Here is a 17720-nt window from a genome sequence, read left to right as displayed (position 1 = left end):
GCTGCATCGCCCTCCATCAGACCGTCATTCATCGATTAGCCGCGGGAACCGTCATGCCCAAGCGTACCGACATCCAGAGCATCCTGATCATTGGTGCTGGCCCCATCGTCATCGGCCAGGCCTGCGAATTCGACTACTCCGGCGCCCAGGCCTGCAAGGCGCTGCGCGAGGAGGGCTACCGGGTCATCCTGGTCAACTCCAACCCGGCCACCATCATGACCGACCCGGTGATGGCCGATGCCACCTACATCGAGCCGATCACCTGGCAGGCGGTGGAGAAGATCATCGAGGTCGAGCGCCCGGATGCCGTGCTGCCGACCATGGGCGGCCAGACCGCCCTCAACTGCGCCCTGGACCTGGACAAGCACGGCGTGTTGGCGAAGTACGGCGTGGAGATGATCGGCGCCAACGCCGACGCCATCAACAAGGCCGAGGACCGCGACCTCTTCGACCAGGCCATGAAGCGCATCGGCCTGGAGTGCCCCAAGGCCGAGGTGGCGCACAGCATGGAGGAGGCCTGGCGCATCCAGGCGTCGCTGGGCTTCCCGGTGATCATCCGCCCCTCTTACACCATGGGCGGCTCCGGCGGTGGCGTGGCCTACAACAAGGAGGAGTTCGAGGAGATCTGCACCCGCGGCTTCGAGCTCTCCAACAACCACGAGCTGCTGATCGACGAGTCGCTGCTGGGCTGGAAGGAGTACGAGATGGAGGTCGTCCGTGATCGGAACGACAACTGCATCATCGTCTGCGCCATCGAGAACTTCGACCCCATGGGCGTGCACACCGGCGACTCCATCACCGTGGCCCCGGCCCAGACGCTGACCGACAAGGAATACCAGATCATGCGCGACGCCTCGCTGGCGGTGCTGCGCGAGATCGGCGTCGAGACCGGTGGTTCCAACGTGCAGTTCGGCGTCGACCCCGACACCGGGCGCGTGGTGGTCATCGAGATGAACCCACGGGTGTCGCGCTCCTCGGCGCTGGCCTCCAAGGCCACCGGCTTCCCGATCGCCAAGATCGCCGCCAAGCTGGCGGTGGGCTATACCTTGGACGAGCTGCAGAACGACATCACCGGCGGGCGTACCCCGGCCTCCTTCGAGCCGTCCATCGACTACGTGGTCACCAAGATCCCGCGCTTCACCTTCGAGAAGTTCCCCCAGGCCAACGACCGCCTGACCACCCAGATGAAGTCGGTGGGCGAGGTGATGGCCATCGGCCGCACCTTTCAGGAGTCGCTGCAGAAGGCGCTGCGCGGCCTGGAAACCGGCAACGATGGCCTCGACCCCAAGTTTCCCGAGTTCAAGCCGGGCGCGTTCACCGACGAGGCCATGGCGCATATCAAGGGCGAGCTGCAGGCCGCCGGGGCCGAGCGCATCTTCTTCGTCGCCGATGCCATGCGCGCAGGATTGAGCGTGGACGAGGTCTTCGCGCTGACCAATATCGACCGCTGGTACCTGGTGCAGATCGAGGACCTGGTGAAGACCGAGCAGGCGGTGGCGAAGCGTTCGCTCTCCGAGTTCACCCCCCGCGAGCTGTTCGCCCTCAAGCGCAAGGGCTTCTCGGATGCCCGCCTGGCGAGCCTGCTGGGGGTCGCCGAGAAGGAGTTCCGCCGGACCCGCCAGCAGGCCGGTATCCGTCCGGTCTACAAGCGGGTCGACACCTGCGCCGCGGAGTTCGCCTCGGATACCGCCTACATGTACTCCACCTACGAGGAGGAGTGTGAGGCCGAGGTCTCGGACCGCCAGAAGATCATGGTGCTGGGTGGCGGGCCCAACCGCATCGGTCAGGGCATCGAGTTCGACTACTGCTGCGTCCACGCCGCCTTCGCCATGCACGATGACGGCTACGAGACCATCATGGTCAACTGCAACCCGGAGACCGTCTCCACCGACTACGACACCAGTGACCGCCTCTACTTCGAGCCGGTGACCCTGGAGGATGTGCTGGAGATCGCCGACAAGGAGCAGCCGGTCGGCGTGATCGTGCAGTTCGGCGGCCAGACCCCGCTGAAGCTGGCCCGCGAGCTCGAGGCCGCCGGCGTGCCGATCATCGGCACCACCCCGGACGCCATCGACCGCGCCGAGGACCGCGAGCGCTTCCAGCAGATGATCGACAAGCTGGGCCTCAAGCAGCCGCCCAACGCCACCGCGCGCAGCTTCGAGGAGGCCTTCGCCAAGGCCGAGGCGATCGGCTACCCGCTGGTGGTGCGCCCCAGCTACGTGCTCGGCGGGCGGGCCATGGAGATCGTCTACGACGCTTCCGAACTCGAGAACTACATGACCCACGCGGTCAAGGTCTCCAACGACTCCCCGGTGCTGCTCGACCACTTCCTCAATGCGGCCATCGAGATCGACATCGATGCGGTGAGCGACGGCAAGGAAGTGGTGATCGGCGGCATCATGCAGCACATCGAGCAGGCCGGCGTGCACTCCGGCGACTCCGCCTGCTCGCTGCCGCCCTATTCGCTGCCCGCCGAGGTGCAGGACGCGATGCGCGAGCAGGTCAAGCAGATGGCGGTGGAGCTCGGCGTCAAGGGCCTGATGAACGTGCAGCTGGCCTGGCAGGACGGCGAGATCTACGTCATCGAGGTCAACCCGCGTGCCTCGCGCACCGTGCCCTTTGTCTCCAAGTGCATCGGCACCTCGCTGGCCCAGATCGCCGCGCGCTGCATGGCCGGCACGACCCTGGCCGAGCAGGGCTTCACCCGCGAGATCGTGCCGCACTTCTTCAGCGTCAAGGAGGCGGTCTTCCCGTTCAACAAGTTCCCGGGCGTCGATCCGATCCTCTCGCCGGAGATGAAGTCCACCGGTGAGGTGATGGGCAGTGGCGATACCTTCGCCGAGGCCTTCTACAAGGCGCAGCTCGGCGCCGGCGAGGCGATCCCGCCGCTCGAGGGCGACCGCAAGGCCTTCCTCTCGGTGCGTGACCCGGACAAGGCGGGAGTTATCGAGGTGGCGCGTTCTCTGGTAACCTTGGGATTCACTCTGTGCGCGACCCGTGGCACGGCGGAGGCCCTCGAGGCCGCCGACCTGCCGGTGGAGATCGTCAACAAGGTCTATGAGGGCCGTCCGCATATCGTCGATCTGCTCAAGAACGACGAGGTCGCCTATATCGTCAACACCACCGAGGGCCGCCAGGCCATCAATGACTCCTCGGTGATCCGCCGCACTGCACTCGCCCGCAAGGTTCCCTATGCCACCACCCTGGCAGGGGCCAATGCCGTTTGCATGGCGCTCGAGTACGGCAATGCCATTACCGTGCGGCGGCTACAGGAACTGCATGCAGGAGCTACACAATGAACAAGGTCCCGATGACCGTCGCCGGTGAGAAACGGCTTCGCAAGGAGCTCGAGGAGCTCAAGGGCGAGGCGCGGCCGAGGGTGATTGCCGCCATCGCCGAGGCTCGCGAGCACGGCGACCTCAAGGAGAACGCCGAGTACCATGCGGCCCGCGAGCAGCAGGGCTTCATCGAGGGGCGTATCCAGGAGATCGAGGGCAAGCTCTCCAACGCCCAGGTGATCGACGTCACCAAGCTGCCTCAGACCGGCAAGGTGATCTTCGGCGTGACCGTGGGTCTGATCAATCTGGAGACCGACGACGAGGTGACCTACCGCATCGTCGGCGAGGACGAGGCCGACATCAAGGCCGGTCGCATCTCGGTGACCTCGCCCATCGCCCGTGCCCTGATCGGCAAGGAGGAGGGCGACGTGGTGTTGGTGCGGACTCCCGGCGGCGAGGTCGAGTACGAGATCTCCAGCGTGGAGCACCTGTGACCCTAGCGGTAAGCCATAAGCTTTAAGCTGTAAGAAAACACCCCCGAGGCGGAACCTCGGGGGTGTGTCGGTTTGACTTACAGCTTACGGCTTAACGCTTACAGCTCTGAGCGGCTTCCAGCTCGCGCGAAGCGCGGTCAGCGCCGCCCGTGATGGTTCTCGAAGCGCGTGATGTTGGAGAGCTTCGGGTTGACCCGGGGGTTGTGGCGGTAGAGCAGGGCCATCTTGCCGATCTTCTGTACCAGCTCGGCACGGCTCGCCGCGACCAGCTCGTCGAGCATGGCGGCGCGGTCGTCGCGGTCGGGCAGGGCGAGCTTGACCTTGACCAGCTCATGGTCGCCCAGGGCGCGGTCGAGCTCGGCCAGGACACCCTCGGACGCCCCGTTCTCGGAGACGGTGACCACGGGGTCGAGGTGGTGGCCGATGCTGCGGAATGCTTTCTTTTGTGCCTGTGACAAGCTCATGGTATCTTGCTTCTTCCCGGTTGGCGCGCAGCGCACATGGTACGGCGAAACGCCGCGCGGCGAAAGCTCGCCGCCGTGTCCCCGTCATGTTTCCTACGGCCGGGCCCGCAGGTCAGCACCCCGTCGCACCTCCACCAGGTCTTCCCGGAATCCGCTCGACTGCCTGTCATTCATGGCCATTCACAGGTGATGCCGTGGCACGTTCCAACGCTTCCCGCTCCAAGGCCGCTGCCGGCAAGGCGCCGGCCAGCAAGACCAGCAAGGGCTGGCTGAAGGAGCACTTCGACGACCGCTTCGTGCAGCAGAGCTGGCAGGACGGCTATCGCAGCCGCGCCAGCTACAAGCTGCTGGCGCTGGACGAGAAGGACCGCCTGCTGCGCCGCGGGATGACGGTGATCGACCTGGGCGCCGCCCCCGGCGGCTGGAGCCAGGTGGCCGCCGAGAAAGTCGGCTCCGAGGGGGTGGTGATCGCCTCCGACCTCCTGGAGATGGATGCCCTGGCGGATGTCGACTTCATCCAGGGCGACTTCACCGAGGAGCGCGTGCTCGAGGCGATCCTCGCCACCCTCGGCGATCGGCGGGTGGACCTTGTGATGTCCGACATGGCCCCCAATATGAGCGGGATGGCGGCCATCGACCAGCCCCAGGCGATGGTCCTTGTCGAGCTGGCGCTGGACCTGGCACGCCAGACGCTCTCGCCCGGCGGTACCTTCCTGGCCAAGGTGTTCCAGGGAGAGGGATTCGATGCCTTTCTCAAGGAGCTGCGCGGCAGCTTCACGCGGGTGGTGACCCGCAAGCCGGAAGCCTCCCGGGCACGCTCCCGCGAGGTCTACCTGCTGGCGGAAGGGTTTCGCGGCTGAGGCATGTCCTCGACCGCACAGAACGCGCTGCCACGATAGGCCGCGCCTAACGGGCCGATTGCCGGACACGGCGCCGCGACTGTGTCACAGTGGCGGTAGTTTTCCGCTCCGGCCGTAGGCTGGCTGAACATGTGCCGCTCATGTAGTGTCGAAGGACCAGGCATTTTCGGCCGACAGATTCTTGCAATGAGGGTAGTCCCTTGAACGACATGGCGAAGAACCTGATTCTGTGGTTGGTCATCGCGGCAGTGCTGCTGACGGTGTTCAACAACTTCAGCGTCGACAGCTCACCGCAGGCGATGAACTATTCCCAGTTCGTCCAGCAGGTGCAGAACGAGCAGGTCCGCAGCGTGACCATCGATGGTTACACCATCTCCGGTGAGCGCACGGACGGTTCCCAGTTCCGGACCATCCGCCCGGCGGCGGAAGATCCCAAGCTGATGGACGACCTGCTCTCCAACAACGTCACCGTGGTGGGCAAGGAGCCCGAACAGCAGAGCCTGTGGATGCGCCTGCTGATCGCCAGTTTCCCGATCCTGCTGATCCTCGCGATCTTCATGTTCTTCATGCGCCAGATGCAGGGCGGTGGAGCCGGCAAGGGCGGCCCGATGAGCTTCGGCAAGTCCAAGGCCAAGCTGCTCTCCCAGGACCAGATCAAGACCACCTTCGCCGACGTCGCCGGCTGCGACGAGGCCAAGGAGGAGGTCGAGGAGCTGGTCGACTTCCTGCGCGACCCGACCAAGTTCCAGCGCCTGGGCGGCACCATTCCCCGCGGCGTGCTGATGGTGGGCCCGCCGGGCACCGGCAAGACGCTGCTCGCCAAGTCCATCGCCGGCGAAGCCAAGGTGCCGTTCTTCTCGATCTCCGGCTCCGACTTCGTCGAGATGTTCGTGGGTGTCGGTGCCTCACGCGTGCGTGACATGTTCGAGCAGGCCAAGAAGCAGGCGCCCTGCATCATCTTCATCGACGAGATCGATGCCGTGGGCCGCTCGCGCGGCGCCGGCATGGGCGGTGGCAACGACGAGCGTGAACAGACCCTGAACCAGCTGCTGGTGGAGATGGACGGCTTCGAGGCCAACGAGGGCATCATCGTCATCGCCGCCACCAACCGTCCCGACGTGCTCGACCCGGCGCTGCTGCGTCCGGGCCGCTTCGACCGCCAGGTGGTGGTGCCGCTGCCGGACATCCGTGGCCGCGAGCACATCCTCAACGTGCACCTGCGCAAGGTGCCGCTGGCCGACGACGTCAAGCCGTCGCTGATCGCCCGCGGGACACCGGGCTTCTCCGGCGCCGACCTGGCCAACCTGGTCAACGAGGCCGCGCTGTTCGCCGCACGGCGCAACAAGCGCCTGGTGAGCATGGAAGAGCTCGACATGGCCAAGGACAAGATCATGATGGGCGCCGAGCGCAAGTCCATGGTCATGACCGACAAGGAGAAGCTCAATACTGCCTACCACGAGTCGGGCCACGCCATCATCGGCCTGGTGATGCCGGAGCACGACCCGGTCTACAAGGTGACCATCATCCCCCGCGGCCGGGCCCTGGGCGTGACCATGTTCCTGCCGGAGGAGGATCGCTACAGCCTCTCCCGCCAGCAGATCATCAGCCAGATCTGCTCGCTGTTCGGCGGCCGCATCGCCGAGGAGATGACCCTGGGACCGAACGGTGTCACCACCGGGGCGTCCAACGACATCAAGCGGGCCACCGAGCTGGCGCACAACATGGTCGCCAAGTGGGGCCTCTCCGAGGAGATGGGGCCGATCATGTACGACGAGGACGAGTCCCACCAGTTCCTCGGCGGGCCTGGTCAGGGCGGTAAGCTCAAGTCCGGCGAGACCACTTCCAAGCTGGACAAGGAGGTGCGCAAGATCATCGACGGCTGCTATGCCCAGGCCAAGAAGATCCTCGAGGAGAACCGCGACAAGCTCGACGCCATGGCCGAGGCGCTGATGAAGTACGAGACCATCGACTCCCATCAGCTCAAGGACATCATGGAAGGGCGTGATCCGCGGCCCCCCGAGGGCTGGGACGACCCCAGCAGCGGAGCGCCCTCGGGCGGCGAGCCGCGCGCCGAGGCCACCCCGGAGTCGAGCGACGATGCCGAGGATGACGAGACGCCCTCGCGTCGGCCCTCCGACCCGCTCGGAGGCCCGGCCGGCAGCTGAGGCCGTCCGCCAGCAACCACAGGCGCCCTGCGGGGCGCCTTTGCCGTTCGACCAACAGGAAGATGATGGATACCCGTACACCGACGCACCTGCCGTGTGGCCGGCACCGGCTCGACCTCTCCTTTCCCCGCATAATGGGGATCCTCAACGTCACCCCCGACTCCTTCTCCGACGGCGGCCGCCATGCGGTGCCGGATGACGCCCTGCGCCATGCCGAGCAGATGCTGGCCGAGGGGGCCGCGATCATCGACGTGGGCGGCGAGTCCACGCGACCCGGTGCCGAGCCGGTCTCGGTCCAGCAGGAGCTGGACCGGGTGGTGCCGGTGGTGGAGGCCCTGGTGCGCGAGTTCGATGCCCTGGTCTCGGTGGATACCAGCACGCCCGAGGTGATCGAGGCGACGGCGCAGGCCGGTGCCGGCATGATCAACGACGTGCGCAACCTGCGCCGCGAGGGGGCCCTCTCGGCGGCGGTCGCCAGCGGACTGCCGGTCTGCCTGATGCACATGCTCGGCGAGCCCGGCGACATGCAGGACGACCCGCGTTACGACCGACCGGTAGAGGAGGCCGTGGCCGCCTTCCTGGCGGAGCGGGTGGCGGCCTGCGAGGCTGGCGGGCTGCGTCGCGAGCGCATGCTGCTCGACCCGGGCTTCGGCTTCGCCAAGTCGGTGGAGCACAACCTGCGGCTGCTCAAGCACATGGACCGCCTGGGGGAACTCGGGCTGCCGCTGCTGGTGGGCATGTCGCGCAAGAGCATGATCGGCAAGGTGCTGGAGCGGCCGGTGGAAGAGCGCCTCTCCGGTGGCCTGGCGCTCTCCGCCCTGGCGGTGGAGCGCGGCGCCCGACTCCTGCGCGTCCACGACGTGGGGCCCCACGTGGACGCGGTGAACATGACCTGGGCCGTACTCGAGGAAGGCAGTACGCATGACTAGACGCTACTTCGGCACCGATGGCATCCGCGGCACCGTGGGCGAGCCGCCCATCACGGCCGACTTCATGCTCAAGCTGGGTTGGGCCACCGGCCGGGTGCTGACCCGGGACAAGGGACGCGCCCGGGTGATGATCGGCAAGGACACCCGGATCTCGGGCTACATGTTCGAGTCGGCCCTGGAGGCGGGCCTCTCCGCCGCCGGCGTCGACGTGATGCTACTGGGGCCCATGCCGACCCCGGCGATTGCCTACCTGACGCGCACCTTCCGCGCCGATGCCGGCATCGTCATCTCGGCCTCCCATAACCCCTTCCAGGACAACGGCATCAAGTTCTTCTCCGCCGCCGGTACCAAGCTGGACGACGAGGTCGAGGCGCGCATCGAGGCCATGCTCGAGGAGTCGCTGACCACCGTGGCGCCGGATCGTCTGGGCAAGGCGATGCGGGTCGATGATGCCCCCGGGCGCTACATCGAGTTCTGCAAGTCGACCATCCCCGACCGGGTCAGCCTGCACGGGTTGAAGATGGTCATCGACTGTGCCCATGGCGCCACCTACCACATCGCCCCCAGCGTCTTCCGCGAGCTGGGCGCGGAGGTCAGCCTGATCGGCGCCACTCCGGACGGCCTGAACATTAACCAGGAGGTGGGCTCGACCCACCCCGCCGCGCTGCGGGCGGCGGTGATCCAGCAGTCGGCCGACCTCGGGGTGGCCTTCGACGGCGACGGCGATCGGGTGCTGCTGGTGGATGCCGACGGCCGCGAGATCGACGGTGACGACATCCTCTACCTGATCGCCAGGGATCGCCACGCCCGGGGCGAGCTGGGCGGTGGCGTGGTGGGGACCCTGATGTCCAACTTCGGCCTGGCGGCCGCCATGGGCGAGCTCGACATCCCCTTCGAGCGCGCCCGGGTCGGGGACCGTTACGTGATGGAGCGGCTGGCCGCCAACGGCTGGCAACTGGGCGGCGAGTCCTCCGGCCATATCGTCTGCGGCCATGTGCAGACCACCGGCGACGGCATCGTCTCGGCGCTGCAGGTGCTGGCGATCATGGTTCGCGAGCAGCAGTCGCTGGGGCGCCTGCTCGCCGGCCTGCAGAAGGCGCCCCAGGCGCTGGTCAATGTGCGCCTGACGCCGGGCAGCGATGCCAAGGCACTGCTGGAGCAGGCCTCCCTCAAGCAGGCGGTGAGCACCCTGGAGACGGAGCTGGGCGACCAGGGGCGCGTGCTGCTGCGGGCCTCGGGCACCGAGCCGCTGATCCGCGTGATGGTCGAGGGGCGCCCCCACCTGGATGTCGACGCCCTGGCACGTCGCCTGGCCGGCGACGTCGAGGCGCTGCTCGGTTGATCGGGACAGGCGGCCCGGGGCCGGTTGTCTTGAATGGGCCCCTCCTATACCATTTCGCACCACCTTGAAAGAGGAACCCCCATGCGCATGCCGCTGATCGCCGGAAACTGGAAGATGAACGGCTCCCTGGCCCTGGTCGAGGAGTTCGGCCGGGCCTTCGCCGATATCTCCCTGCCCGTGAACGTGGAGGTGGCGCTGATGGTGCCTTTCCCCTTCCTGGAGGCGGCAGGCCGGGCGCTCGGCGAGACATCGGTGACGGTCGGCGCCCAGACGCTCAGCGACCGTCCCTCGGGGGCCTTCACCGGCGAGGTCAGCGCGGCGATGTTGCGCGAGTGCGGGGCACGGCTGGTGCTGGTCGGCCACTCCGAGCGCCGTACCCTGTTCGGGGAAGACGATGCCGCGGTTCTGGCACGCGTCAGGGCGGCCCTGGCCGAGGAGCTCACGCCGGTGCTGTGCGTCGGCGAGACCCTCGAGGAGCGCGAGGCCGAGCGCACCGAGGCGGTGGTGCTGGGCCAGGTCGAGGCGGTGTTCGATGCCCTCGACGAGGCCGAGCGCGCCCGCCTGGTGGTCGCCTACGAGCCCGTGTGGGCCATCGGGACCGGGCGCACGGCGAGCCCCGAGCAGGCCCAGGCGGTGCACGCGGCCATCCGCGGGTGCCTGGCGCGCTATGACCAGACGCTGGCCGACGGCATGCGTCTGCTGTACGGCGGCAGCATGAAGGCGGATAATGCCGCCGAGCTGCTCGCCCAGTCCGATATCGACGGCGGCCTGGTGGGCGGTGCCTCGCTCAAGGTCGACGATTTCCTAGCCATTTGTCAGTCAGCAGGTTGAATCCATGCAAGTTGCCATTCTCATGACCCATGTGGCGATCGCCATCGCCCTGGTCGTCCTGATCCTGCTGCAGCAGGGCAAGGGCGCCGAAGCCGGTGCCGCCTTCGGTGGCGGTGCCTCCCAGACCGTGTTCGGCTCGCGGGGCAGCGGCAGCTTCCTGGCGAAGTTCACCGGGCTGCTGGCCGTGGCCTTCTTCGCCACCTCCCTGACCCTGGCCTGGTTCGCTTCCGAGGCCGGCGATGCGCCCGAGGCCGGTATTCCCGACGCGGAGCTGATCGAGCAGCAGAATGCCGTGCCGACCCTTGACGATGCCGGCAGCGATGTGGATAATGCTGCGCCAGCGCTGGAGGAAAGCGGCGACTGACGTCGTCATCCAGCCTCCCCGATGCCGAAGTGGTGGAATTGGTAGACACGCTATCTTGAGGGGGTAGTGGCCTTATGGCCGTGCGGGTTCAAGTCCCGCCTTCGGCACCATATGCGAAGTGGTCGACATGAACGTCGGGACTTCGAAGCAGGATTGGCAGTATGCGGTGTTGCCGCTTGACGAAGTCGTCATGTGGGCTTACAATCACCGGCCTAGATTGATGCGGGGTGGAGCAGTCTGGTAGCTCGTCGGGCTCATAACCCGAAGGTCATCGGTTCAAATCCGGTCCCCGCTACCATCTTCCTGGCAGGCATGCAGATGTTGAGGGGCATGCCAGAGAGCCGAAGTGGTATACAGGTTTCTTGTGAAAGCCCCTTCCTGTGAAGGGGCTTTTTGTTAGCAGCTTGCCAGCCGGAGACGGCGGCGCTGTTCCGGGCAACGCCAATCAGCCACCTGACTCTTCTCTTCACTCCCGGCCAGGTGCCTGATGCAACGGCTGTAGGAGCTTTCTTCCGTGGCAATCAAGGATGCTGCGCTGCATGCGCTGATCGAACCGGTGGTCTCCGCCATGGGGTTCGAGCTATGGGGCATCGATCATCTGTCCCAGGGCAAACATTCCCGCCTGGTGATCTATATCGATCACGAGGACGGGGTCAGCGTGGACGATTGCGCCGATGTCAGCCGCCAGGTCAGTGCGGTGCTCGATGTCGAGGATCCGGTGCCCGGCGAGTATCGGCTGGAAGTCTCCTCGCCGGGCATGGACCGGCCGCTGTTCACCCTCGAACAGTTCGAGCGCTACGCCGGTCATGTGGTGGCCGTGAAGCTGCGCCTGCCCTTCGATGGGCGGCGCAAGTTCCAGGGGCTGCTGGCCGGCGTCGAGAGTGATGAGGTGCTGCTGCAGATCGACGGCGAGGAATATTGCTTTCCCATCGAGGGCATCGATCAGGCGCGGGTCGTCCCGCAGTTCACGTGATGTGCTCGGTGCATAAGGACAGGTTCACTGGCGAGGCTAAGGCATGAGTAAAGAAATTCTGGCGGTCGTCGACACGATCTCCAACGAGAAGGGGGTCCCCCGCGAGGTGATCTTCGAGGCCGTCGAGGCGGCCCTGGCCAGTGCATCGCGCAAGCGCTTCGAGGACGTGGAAGCCAGCGTGCGCGTGCACATCGACCGCGAGACCGGCGATTACGAGACGTTCCGCCGCTGGGAGGTGGTCGAGGACGATGACTTCGACGGGCCCGATGCCCAGATCAAGCTCTCCTTTGCCGAGCGCCGCGACCCGCCCCTGGGGCTGGGTGACGTGGTCGAGGAGCGCATCGAGAACGCCTCCTTCGGCCGGATCGCCGCCCAGACCGCCAAGCAGGTCATCGTGCAGAAGGTGCGCGAGGCCGAGCGGGCCGAGGTGGTGCGCCAGTATGCCGAGCGCGAGGGCGAACTGGTCGCCGGCATCGTCAAGAAGACGACACGCGACGGCCTGATCATCGACCTGGGCGAGAATGCCGAGGCCTTCCTGCCGCGCAGCGAGATGATCCCCGGCGAGCGCTACCGCATGAACGAGCGGGTCCGTGCGCTGCTGGTCAAGGTCGATCCCGAGGCCCGCGGTGCCCAGCTGATCCTGTCGCGCACCTGCCCGGAGCTGATCATCGAGCTGTTCAGCATCGAGGTGCCGGAGATCGCCGAGCAGCTCATCGAGATCAAGGGCGCGGCGCGCGACCCGGGCTCGCGGGCCAAGATCGCGGTCAAGACCAACGACCGGCGCATCGATCCCGTGGGGGCCTGCGTGGGCATGCGCGGCTCGCGGGTGCAGGCGGTCTCCTCGGAGCTGCAGAACGAGCGCGTGGACATCGTGCTGTGGGACGACAATCCGGCGCAGCTGGTGATCAACGCCATGGCGCCCGCGGATGTCGCCTCGATCCTCGTCGACGAGGAGGCCCATGCTATGGATGTGGCCGTCGCCGAGGACAACCTGGCCCAGGCCATCGGCCGCAGTGGCCAGAACGTGCGCCTGGCCTCCGAGCTCACCGGATGGCGTCTCAACGTCATGACTGAGGAGGAGGCCGAGGACAAGCGCGATCAGGAGATCGACAGCCTGGTCGAGCATTTTATCCAGCACCTGGACATCGACGAGGACGTGGCGCGCCTGCTGGTGGAAGAGGGCTTCACCTCCCTGGAGGAGGTTGCCTACGTGCCGGTCGAGGAGATGCTGGAGATCGAGGAATTCGACGAGGAGCTCATCGAGGAGCTGCGCGCTCGCGCCAAGGATGAACTGCTGAACCTGGCCATCGCCTCCGAGGAGGAACTCGATGGCGCCCAGCCGGCCGACGACCTGCTGGAGATGGACGGTATGGAGCGCCACCTGGCCTTCATCCTGGCCAGCCGGGGCATTGTCACCATGGAGGACCTGGCCGAGCAGTCCGTCGATGACCTGCTGGACATCGAGGGAATCGACGAGGAGCGCGCCGCGGCACTGATCATGACTGCCCGTGCGCCATGGTTCGAGAACGAACAGTAAACGGGTCACGGGCTGAGGAGGGTCGTAATGTCAGAAATGACCGTTAAGGATTTTGCAGCGAAGGTGGGGCGCGATGTGCCCCGCCTGCTGGAGCAGATGAAGGAAGCCGGGCTCGGTCAGAAGTCCGAGAGCGATGCCGTGTCCGAGGAGGACAAGCGTCAGCTGCTCGACTATCTCACCAAGAGCCATGGCGGCAGCGGCGCGGGGGCGAAGAACCGCATCACCCTGACGCGCAAGACGCGCAGCCGCATCAAGACCGGCGAGCGCGGCAAGAGCATCGAGGTTCAGGTGCGCAAGAAGCGCACCTACGTCAAGCGTGCCGAGGAAGAGACCAAGCCGGAGCCGACGGAAGACGCCGGGCCGCGCCAGCTGGTGGGCGACATGGCCGATTCCCAGCAGGCCCAGGCCGCCAAGGATGCCCGCGAGGCCGAGGAAGCCAAGGCGCGTGCCGCCGAGGAGTCCGCCCGCGAGGCCGCGGCCAAGCTCGAGGCCGAGAAGGCCGCCGCCGAGCCTGAGATCCCGGTGCCGGAGCTCGACACCGCCCCGCCCGCGGAGGAGCCCCCGGCCCCGCCCAAGGAGGGACGTCCCGAGCCGCGCCGCGCCGCCGTCAAGAAGGCGACCACCAAGGCCGGTGCCGGCAAGAAGGGCCGTGGCGAGCGCGACGACGACGATCGCGGTGACCGCGAGGAGCGTCGCCGTGGCGGCAAGAAGGCCAAGCGCGCCGAGCGTCGTGGTGGCCGCCGCGGTGGCGGCAGCCAGGGCGGTGGCGGCAAGCATGGCTTCCAGAAGCCGACCCAGCCGATCGTCCGCGAGGTCTCCATCCCCGAGTCGATCAGCGTCGCCGACCTGGCCGACAAGATGTCGATCAAGGCGAACGAGGTCATCAAGGCCATGTTCACCATGGGGGCGGCGGTGACCATCAACCAGACCATCGACCAGGACACCGCGGCCATCGTGGTCGAGGAGATGGGGCACAAGCCCAAGCTGGTCAAGGACGATGCGCTGGAGACCGAGGTCCTCGAGGGCATCTCCTACGAGGGCGAGGAGATCACCCGCTCGCCGGTGGTCACCGTGATGGGTCACGTCGACCACGGCAAGACCTCGCTGCTCGACTACATCCGCAAGGCCAAGGTGGCCACCGGCGAAGCCGGCGGCATCACCCAGCACATCGGTGCCTACCACGTGGAGGACGACCACGGTGGCGTGACCTTCCTGGATACCCCGGGCCACGCGGCGTTCACCGCCATGCGTGCCCGCGGTGCCAAGGCCACCGACGTGGTCGTGCTGGTGGTGGCCGCCGATGACGGCGTCATGCCCCAGACCATCGAGGCGATCGAGCACTCGCGTGCCGCCGAGGTGCCGATGGTGGTCGCGGTCAACAAGATCGACAAGCCGGGCATCGACCTGGACCGGATCAAGAACGAGCTCTCGCAGCACGGCGTGATCTCCGAGGAGTGGGGCGGTGATACCCAGTTCGTTCATGTCTCCGCGCACACCGGCGAGGGCATCGAGGAACTGCTGGAAGCCATCCAGCTGGTCTCCGAGGTGCTCGAGCTCAAGGCCGTCCCCGAGGCGCCCGGCAAGGGCGTGGTGGTCGAGTCTCGCCTGGACAAGGGCCGCGGCCCGGTGGCCACGGTGCTGGTCCAGAACGGTACCCTGAAGAAGGGCGACATCGTGCTGGCAGGCCTGCACTACGGCCGTGTCCGCGCGCTGACCAACGAGCTGGGCAAGCAGGTCGACGAGGCCGGCCCGTCCACCCCGGTGGAGATTCAGGGCCTGGACGGCACGCCCGAGGCGGGTGACGACTTCATGGTGCTGGCCGACGAGAAGAAGGCCCGCGAGGTCGCCAACTTCCGTCAGGGCAAGTACCGCGAGGTGCGCCTGGCGCGCCAGCAGAAGGCCAAGCTGGAGAACATGTTCAGCCAGATGGGCCAGGACGTGGCCGCCAAGCTCAACATCGTGCTCAAGGCCGACGTCCAGGGTTCCCTGGAAGCGATCAAGGGCGCCCTGGAAGAGCTCTCCACCGACGAGGTGGAAGTGGCCGTGGTCTCCTCCGGCGTGGGTGGCATCACCGGCACCGATGCCAACCTGGCACTGGCCAGTGACGCCATCGTGGTCGGCTTCAATGTGCGTGCCGATGCCGCGGCCCGCGAGATCATCGAGCGTGAAGGCCTGGACCTGCGCTACTACAGCGTCATCTACCAGCTGATCGACGAGGTCAAGCAGGCCATGAGCGGCATGCTGGCACCGGAGTGGAAGGAAGAGATCGTCGGCGTGGCCGAGGTTCGTGATGTCTTCCGTGCACCCAAGATCGGCGCGGTGGCCGGCTGCATGGTGGTCGAGGGCAGCGTCTTCCGTAACAAGAAGATCCGCGTGCTGCGCGACAACGTGGTGATCTACGAGGGCGAGCTCGAGTCCCTGCGCCGCTTCAAGGACGACGTCCAGGAAGTGCGCAACGGCATGGAGTGCGGCATCGGCGTGAAGAACTACAACGATGTCCAGGTCGGCGACAAGATCGAGGTCTTCGATCAGGTCAAGGTCGAGCGGACCCTCTAAGGGCTCGAGGAGTCGTACATGCGCGAGTTCAAGCGTACCGACCGGGTGGCCGACCAGCTCCAGAAGGAGCTGGCGGTGCTCATCCAGCGCGAGGTCAAGGATCCGCGGCTGGGCATGGTCACCGTCAGCGGCGTCGAGGTCAGTCGCGATCTCGGCTATGCCGATGTCCACGTGACCCTGCTGGGCGAGCAGACACCCGAACGCATCAAGGAGAACCTGGCGGTGCTCAAGCGGGCCGCCGGTTTCCTGCGCAGCCAGATCGCCCGTCGCATCAAGCTGCGCCATGTGCCGGAACTGCGCTTCCACTATGACGAGAGCGTGGTGCGTGGCCAGCGACTCTCCTCGCTGATCGACGAGGCCGTCGCCAGCGACCAGGCCCAGCAGGACGAGGCGGCGGATGACGACCGCGGGCCGGCAGACGAGGGTTCGACAGGCAATGGTTCGGCAGACAGGGACGAGCGCGACTGATGGCACGGCGGCGTCGCGGATTGCCGGTGAACGGCGTGCTGCTGCTGGACAAGCCCCCGGGCCTGTCCAGCAACCATGCGCTGCAGCGGGCCCGGCGCCTGTTCCAGGCCCAGAAGGCCGGTCATACGGGAACGCTGGACCCCATGGCCACCGGCCTGCTGCCGGTGTGCTTCGGCGAGGCGACCAAGTTCTCCGCCCACCTGCTGGACGCTGACAAGGTCTACCGCACCCGGGTGGAGCTCGGCGCGATCACCGACACCGGTGATGCCGAGGGCGAGGTGGTCGAGCGCCGCGCGGTGCCTCGGCTGACCGAGGCCGACGTCGAGGGCGTGCTGGCGCGCTTCCGCGGGGAGATCGATCAGGTGCCGCCGATGTACTCGGCGCTCAAGCATCAGGGGCGCAAGCTCTACGAGCTGGCCCGCGAAGGCAAGTCGATCGAGCGTGCAGCCAGGCGCGTGACGGTGTATGATGCGCGCCTTCTTGCCCTTGCCGATACCGCCTTCGAACTCGAAGTGCGTGTGAGCAAGGGTACCTATATCCGTACCCTGGCCGAGGACATCGGCCAGGCTCTGGGCTGCGGGGCGCACATCAGCGCGCTGCGCCGCCTGGAGACGGGCCCCTTCACGAGCGAGGGCATGCTGACCCTCGACGCGCTGGAGGCCCTGCCCGGCCAGGCCGAGCGCGAGGCGGTGCTGTGGCCCGTCGACGTGCTGGTCGACCACCTGCCGCGGCTCGAGGTCGATGCCGTGGCGGCCTGCCGGCTGACCCATGGCCAGGCGGCCCGGGTCGAGACCGGCGAGCTGGCCGGGGACGAGACGGCAAGACTCTACTGCGACGGGGCCTTCCTGGGCCTCGGCGTGGTGGCGGGGCCACAGGAGGTGGCGCCGAAACGGCTGCTGAGCACCGCAGCCGATTGAAGGGAGAGACGCCCGAGACTGCAAATATGCGTGGTCTCACACACTCATCATTCAGGCATATTGCTTACTGGAGAGACAGATGGCACTGACAGCCGAGCAGAAGTCCGCAATCGTCAACGAGTACGGTCGTGGCGAGAACGACACCGGTTCCCCCGAAGTGCAGGTGGCCCTGCTGAGCGCCAACATCGATGGCCTGCAGGACCACTTCAAGACCAACAAGCAGGATCACCACTCCCGTCGTGGCCTGATCCGCATGGTCAACCAGCGCCGCAAGCTGCTGGACTACCTGAAGCGCAAGGATTTCGAGCGCTATCAGTCGCTGATCCAGCGTCTGGGCCTGCGCCGCTAAGCGACGCATCCCACGCGGTAATGGAACGGGCAGCCTACGGGCTGCCCGTTTTGTATTGGTAATTATTTGATTTCAAGTAGTTATCGGGCTCTGGAAGAGCGAGGGGCGCTGGGGGGAAGCCGAAGAGGAGGTCCTACGCCAGGGGTGAGGAGTACTGCTCCGAACGGGCTGGCCATGGATGGCCAGCACCGGT

General features: G+C 66.7%; 15 protein-coding genes and 2 tRNA genes. 16 read left to right on the top strand and 1 reads right to left on the bottom strand.

The window, feature by feature from the left end; genetic code table 11:
* The first annotated feature begins 53 nt into the window (after nucleotides 1-53).
* On the top strand, nucleotides 54-3299 hold the full coding sequence (carB, locus tag QLQ83_RS17725) for a carbamoyl-phosphate synthase large subunit (RefSeq protein ID WP_282736835.1): 3246 nt from the start codon (nucleotides 54-56) through the stop codon (nucleotides 3297-3299).
* Nucleotides 3296-3772: a transcription elongation factor GreA gene (greA, locus tag QLQ83_RS17720; RefSeq protein ID WP_282736834.1), complete on the top strand. Its 477-nt coding sequence runs from the start codon at nucleotides 3296-3298 to the stop codon at nucleotides 3770-3772. The genes carB and greA overlap by 4 nt, the downstream gene beginning before the upstream one ends.
* Nucleotides 3773-3909: 137 nt before the next feature.
* Here the strand turns inward: greA and yhbY are convergent, their stop codons facing one another.
* Nucleotides 3910-4236, bottom strand: coding sequence for a ribosome assembly RNA-binding protein YhbY (yhbY, locus tag QLQ83_RS17715; RefSeq protein WP_282736833.1), 327 nt, complete (start codon nucleotides 4234-4236; stop codon nucleotides 3910-3912).
* 194 nt (nucleotides 4237-4430) lie between these two features.
* Between yhbY and rlmE the strand changes: the two genes are divergently transcribed.
* The 14 genes from rlmE to rpsO all read left to right on the top strand — a co-directional run bounded on the left by rlmE (nucleotide 4431) and on the right by rpsO (nucleotide 17527).
* Nucleotides 4431-5096, top strand: a complete 666-nt coding sequence (gene rlmE, locus QLQ83_RS17710; RefSeq protein ID WP_282736832.1) for a 23S rRNA (uridine(2552)-2'-O)-methyltransferase RlmE — start codon at nucleotides 4431-4433, stop codon at nucleotides 5094-5096.
* Nucleotides 5097-5296: 200 nt separating this feature from the next.
* Entirely contained in the window at nucleotides 5297-7261 is a 1965-nt protein-coding gene (ftsH, locus tag QLQ83_RS17705; RefSeq protein WP_282736831.1) for an ATP-dependent zinc metalloprotease FtsH, read from the top strand.
* A gap of 62 nt (nucleotides 7262-7323) precedes the next feature.
* Nucleotides 7324-8190, top strand: a complete 867-nt coding sequence (gene folP / locus QLQ83_RS17700) for a dihydropteroate synthase (protein WP_407650047.1) — start codon at nucleotides 7324-7326, stop codon at nucleotides 8188-8190.
* Entirely contained in the window at nucleotides 8183-9532 is a 1350-nt protein-coding gene (gene glmM / locus QLQ83_RS17695; RefSeq protein ID WP_282736829.1) for a phosphoglucosamine mutase, read from the top strand. The genes folP and glmM overlap by 8 nt, the downstream gene beginning before the upstream one ends.
* Before the next feature lie 81 nt (nucleotides 9533-9613).
* Complete coding sequence (gene tpiA / locus QLQ83_RS17690; protein ID WP_282736828.1) at nucleotides 9614-10363, top strand: triose-phosphate isomerase; 750 nt, start codon at nucleotides 9614-9616, stop codon at nucleotides 10361-10363.
* A gap of 4 nt (nucleotides 10364-10367) precedes the next feature.
* Nucleotides 10368-10727 carry a preprotein translocase subunit SecG gene (gene secG / locus QLQ83_RS17685; protein WP_282736827.1) on the top strand — a complete coding sequence of 120 codons (360 nt, stop codon included), beginning with the start codon at nucleotides 10368-10370 and terminating at the stop codon, nucleotides 10725-10727.
* 23 nt (nucleotides 10728-10750) lie between these two features.
* A tRNA-Leu gene (locus tag QLQ83_RS17680) sits at nucleotides 10751-10837 on the top strand.
* A 111-nt stretch (nucleotides 10838-10948) separates the two neighbouring features.
* Nucleotides 10949-11025, top strand: a tRNA-Met gene (locus tag QLQ83_RS17675).
* 216 nt (nucleotides 11026-11241) lie between these two features.
* A complete protein-coding gene (rimP, locus tag QLQ83_RS17670; RefSeq protein WP_106232276.1) occupies nucleotides 11242-11700 on the top strand; it encodes a ribosome maturation factor RimP in 459 nt (152 codons plus the stop codon).
* Between the two features lie 43 nt (nucleotides 11701-11743).
* Nucleotides 11744-13237 (top strand): transcription termination factor NusA, encoded by a 1494-nt coding sequence (gene nusA, locus QLQ83_RS17665; protein ID WP_282736826.1) that lies wholly within the window; start codon nucleotides 11744-11746, stop codon nucleotides 13235-13237.
* 27 nt (nucleotides 13238-13264) lie between these two features.
* A complete protein-coding gene (infB, locus tag QLQ83_RS17660) occupies nucleotides 13265-15793 on the top strand; it encodes a translation initiation factor IF-2 (protein ID WP_282736825.1) in 2529 nt (842 codons plus the stop codon).
* A gap of 18 nt (nucleotides 15794-15811) precedes the next feature.
* Nucleotides 15812-16261, top strand: coding sequence for a 30S ribosome-binding factor RbfA (gene rbfA, locus QLQ83_RS17655; protein ID WP_282736824.1), 450 nt, complete (start codon nucleotides 15812-15814; stop codon nucleotides 16259-16261).
* Nucleotides 16261-17178: a tRNA pseudouridine(55) synthase TruB gene (truB, locus tag QLQ83_RS17650; RefSeq protein WP_282736823.1), complete on the top strand. Its 918-nt coding sequence runs from the start codon at nucleotides 16261-16263 to the stop codon at nucleotides 17176-17178. Before rbfA ends, truB begins: the two co-directional genes overlap by 1 nt.
* Before the next feature lie 79 nt (nucleotides 17179-17257).
* Entirely contained in the window at nucleotides 17258-17527 is a 270-nt protein-coding gene (gene rpsO / locus QLQ83_RS17645; RefSeq protein WP_250062010.1) for a 30S ribosomal protein S15, read from the top strand.
* Nucleotides 17528-17720: the final 193 nt, after the last annotated feature.

It is taken from the genome of Halomonas rhizosphaerae, from assembly GCF_030010555.1.
Lineage (GTDB): Bacteria > Pseudomonadota > Gammaproteobacteria > Pseudomonadales > Halomonadaceae > Halomonas > Halomonas rhizosphaerae.
The sequence above is the reverse complement of the archived record's forward strand: the minus strand, read 5'-3'. Positions and strand labels throughout refer to the sequence as shown.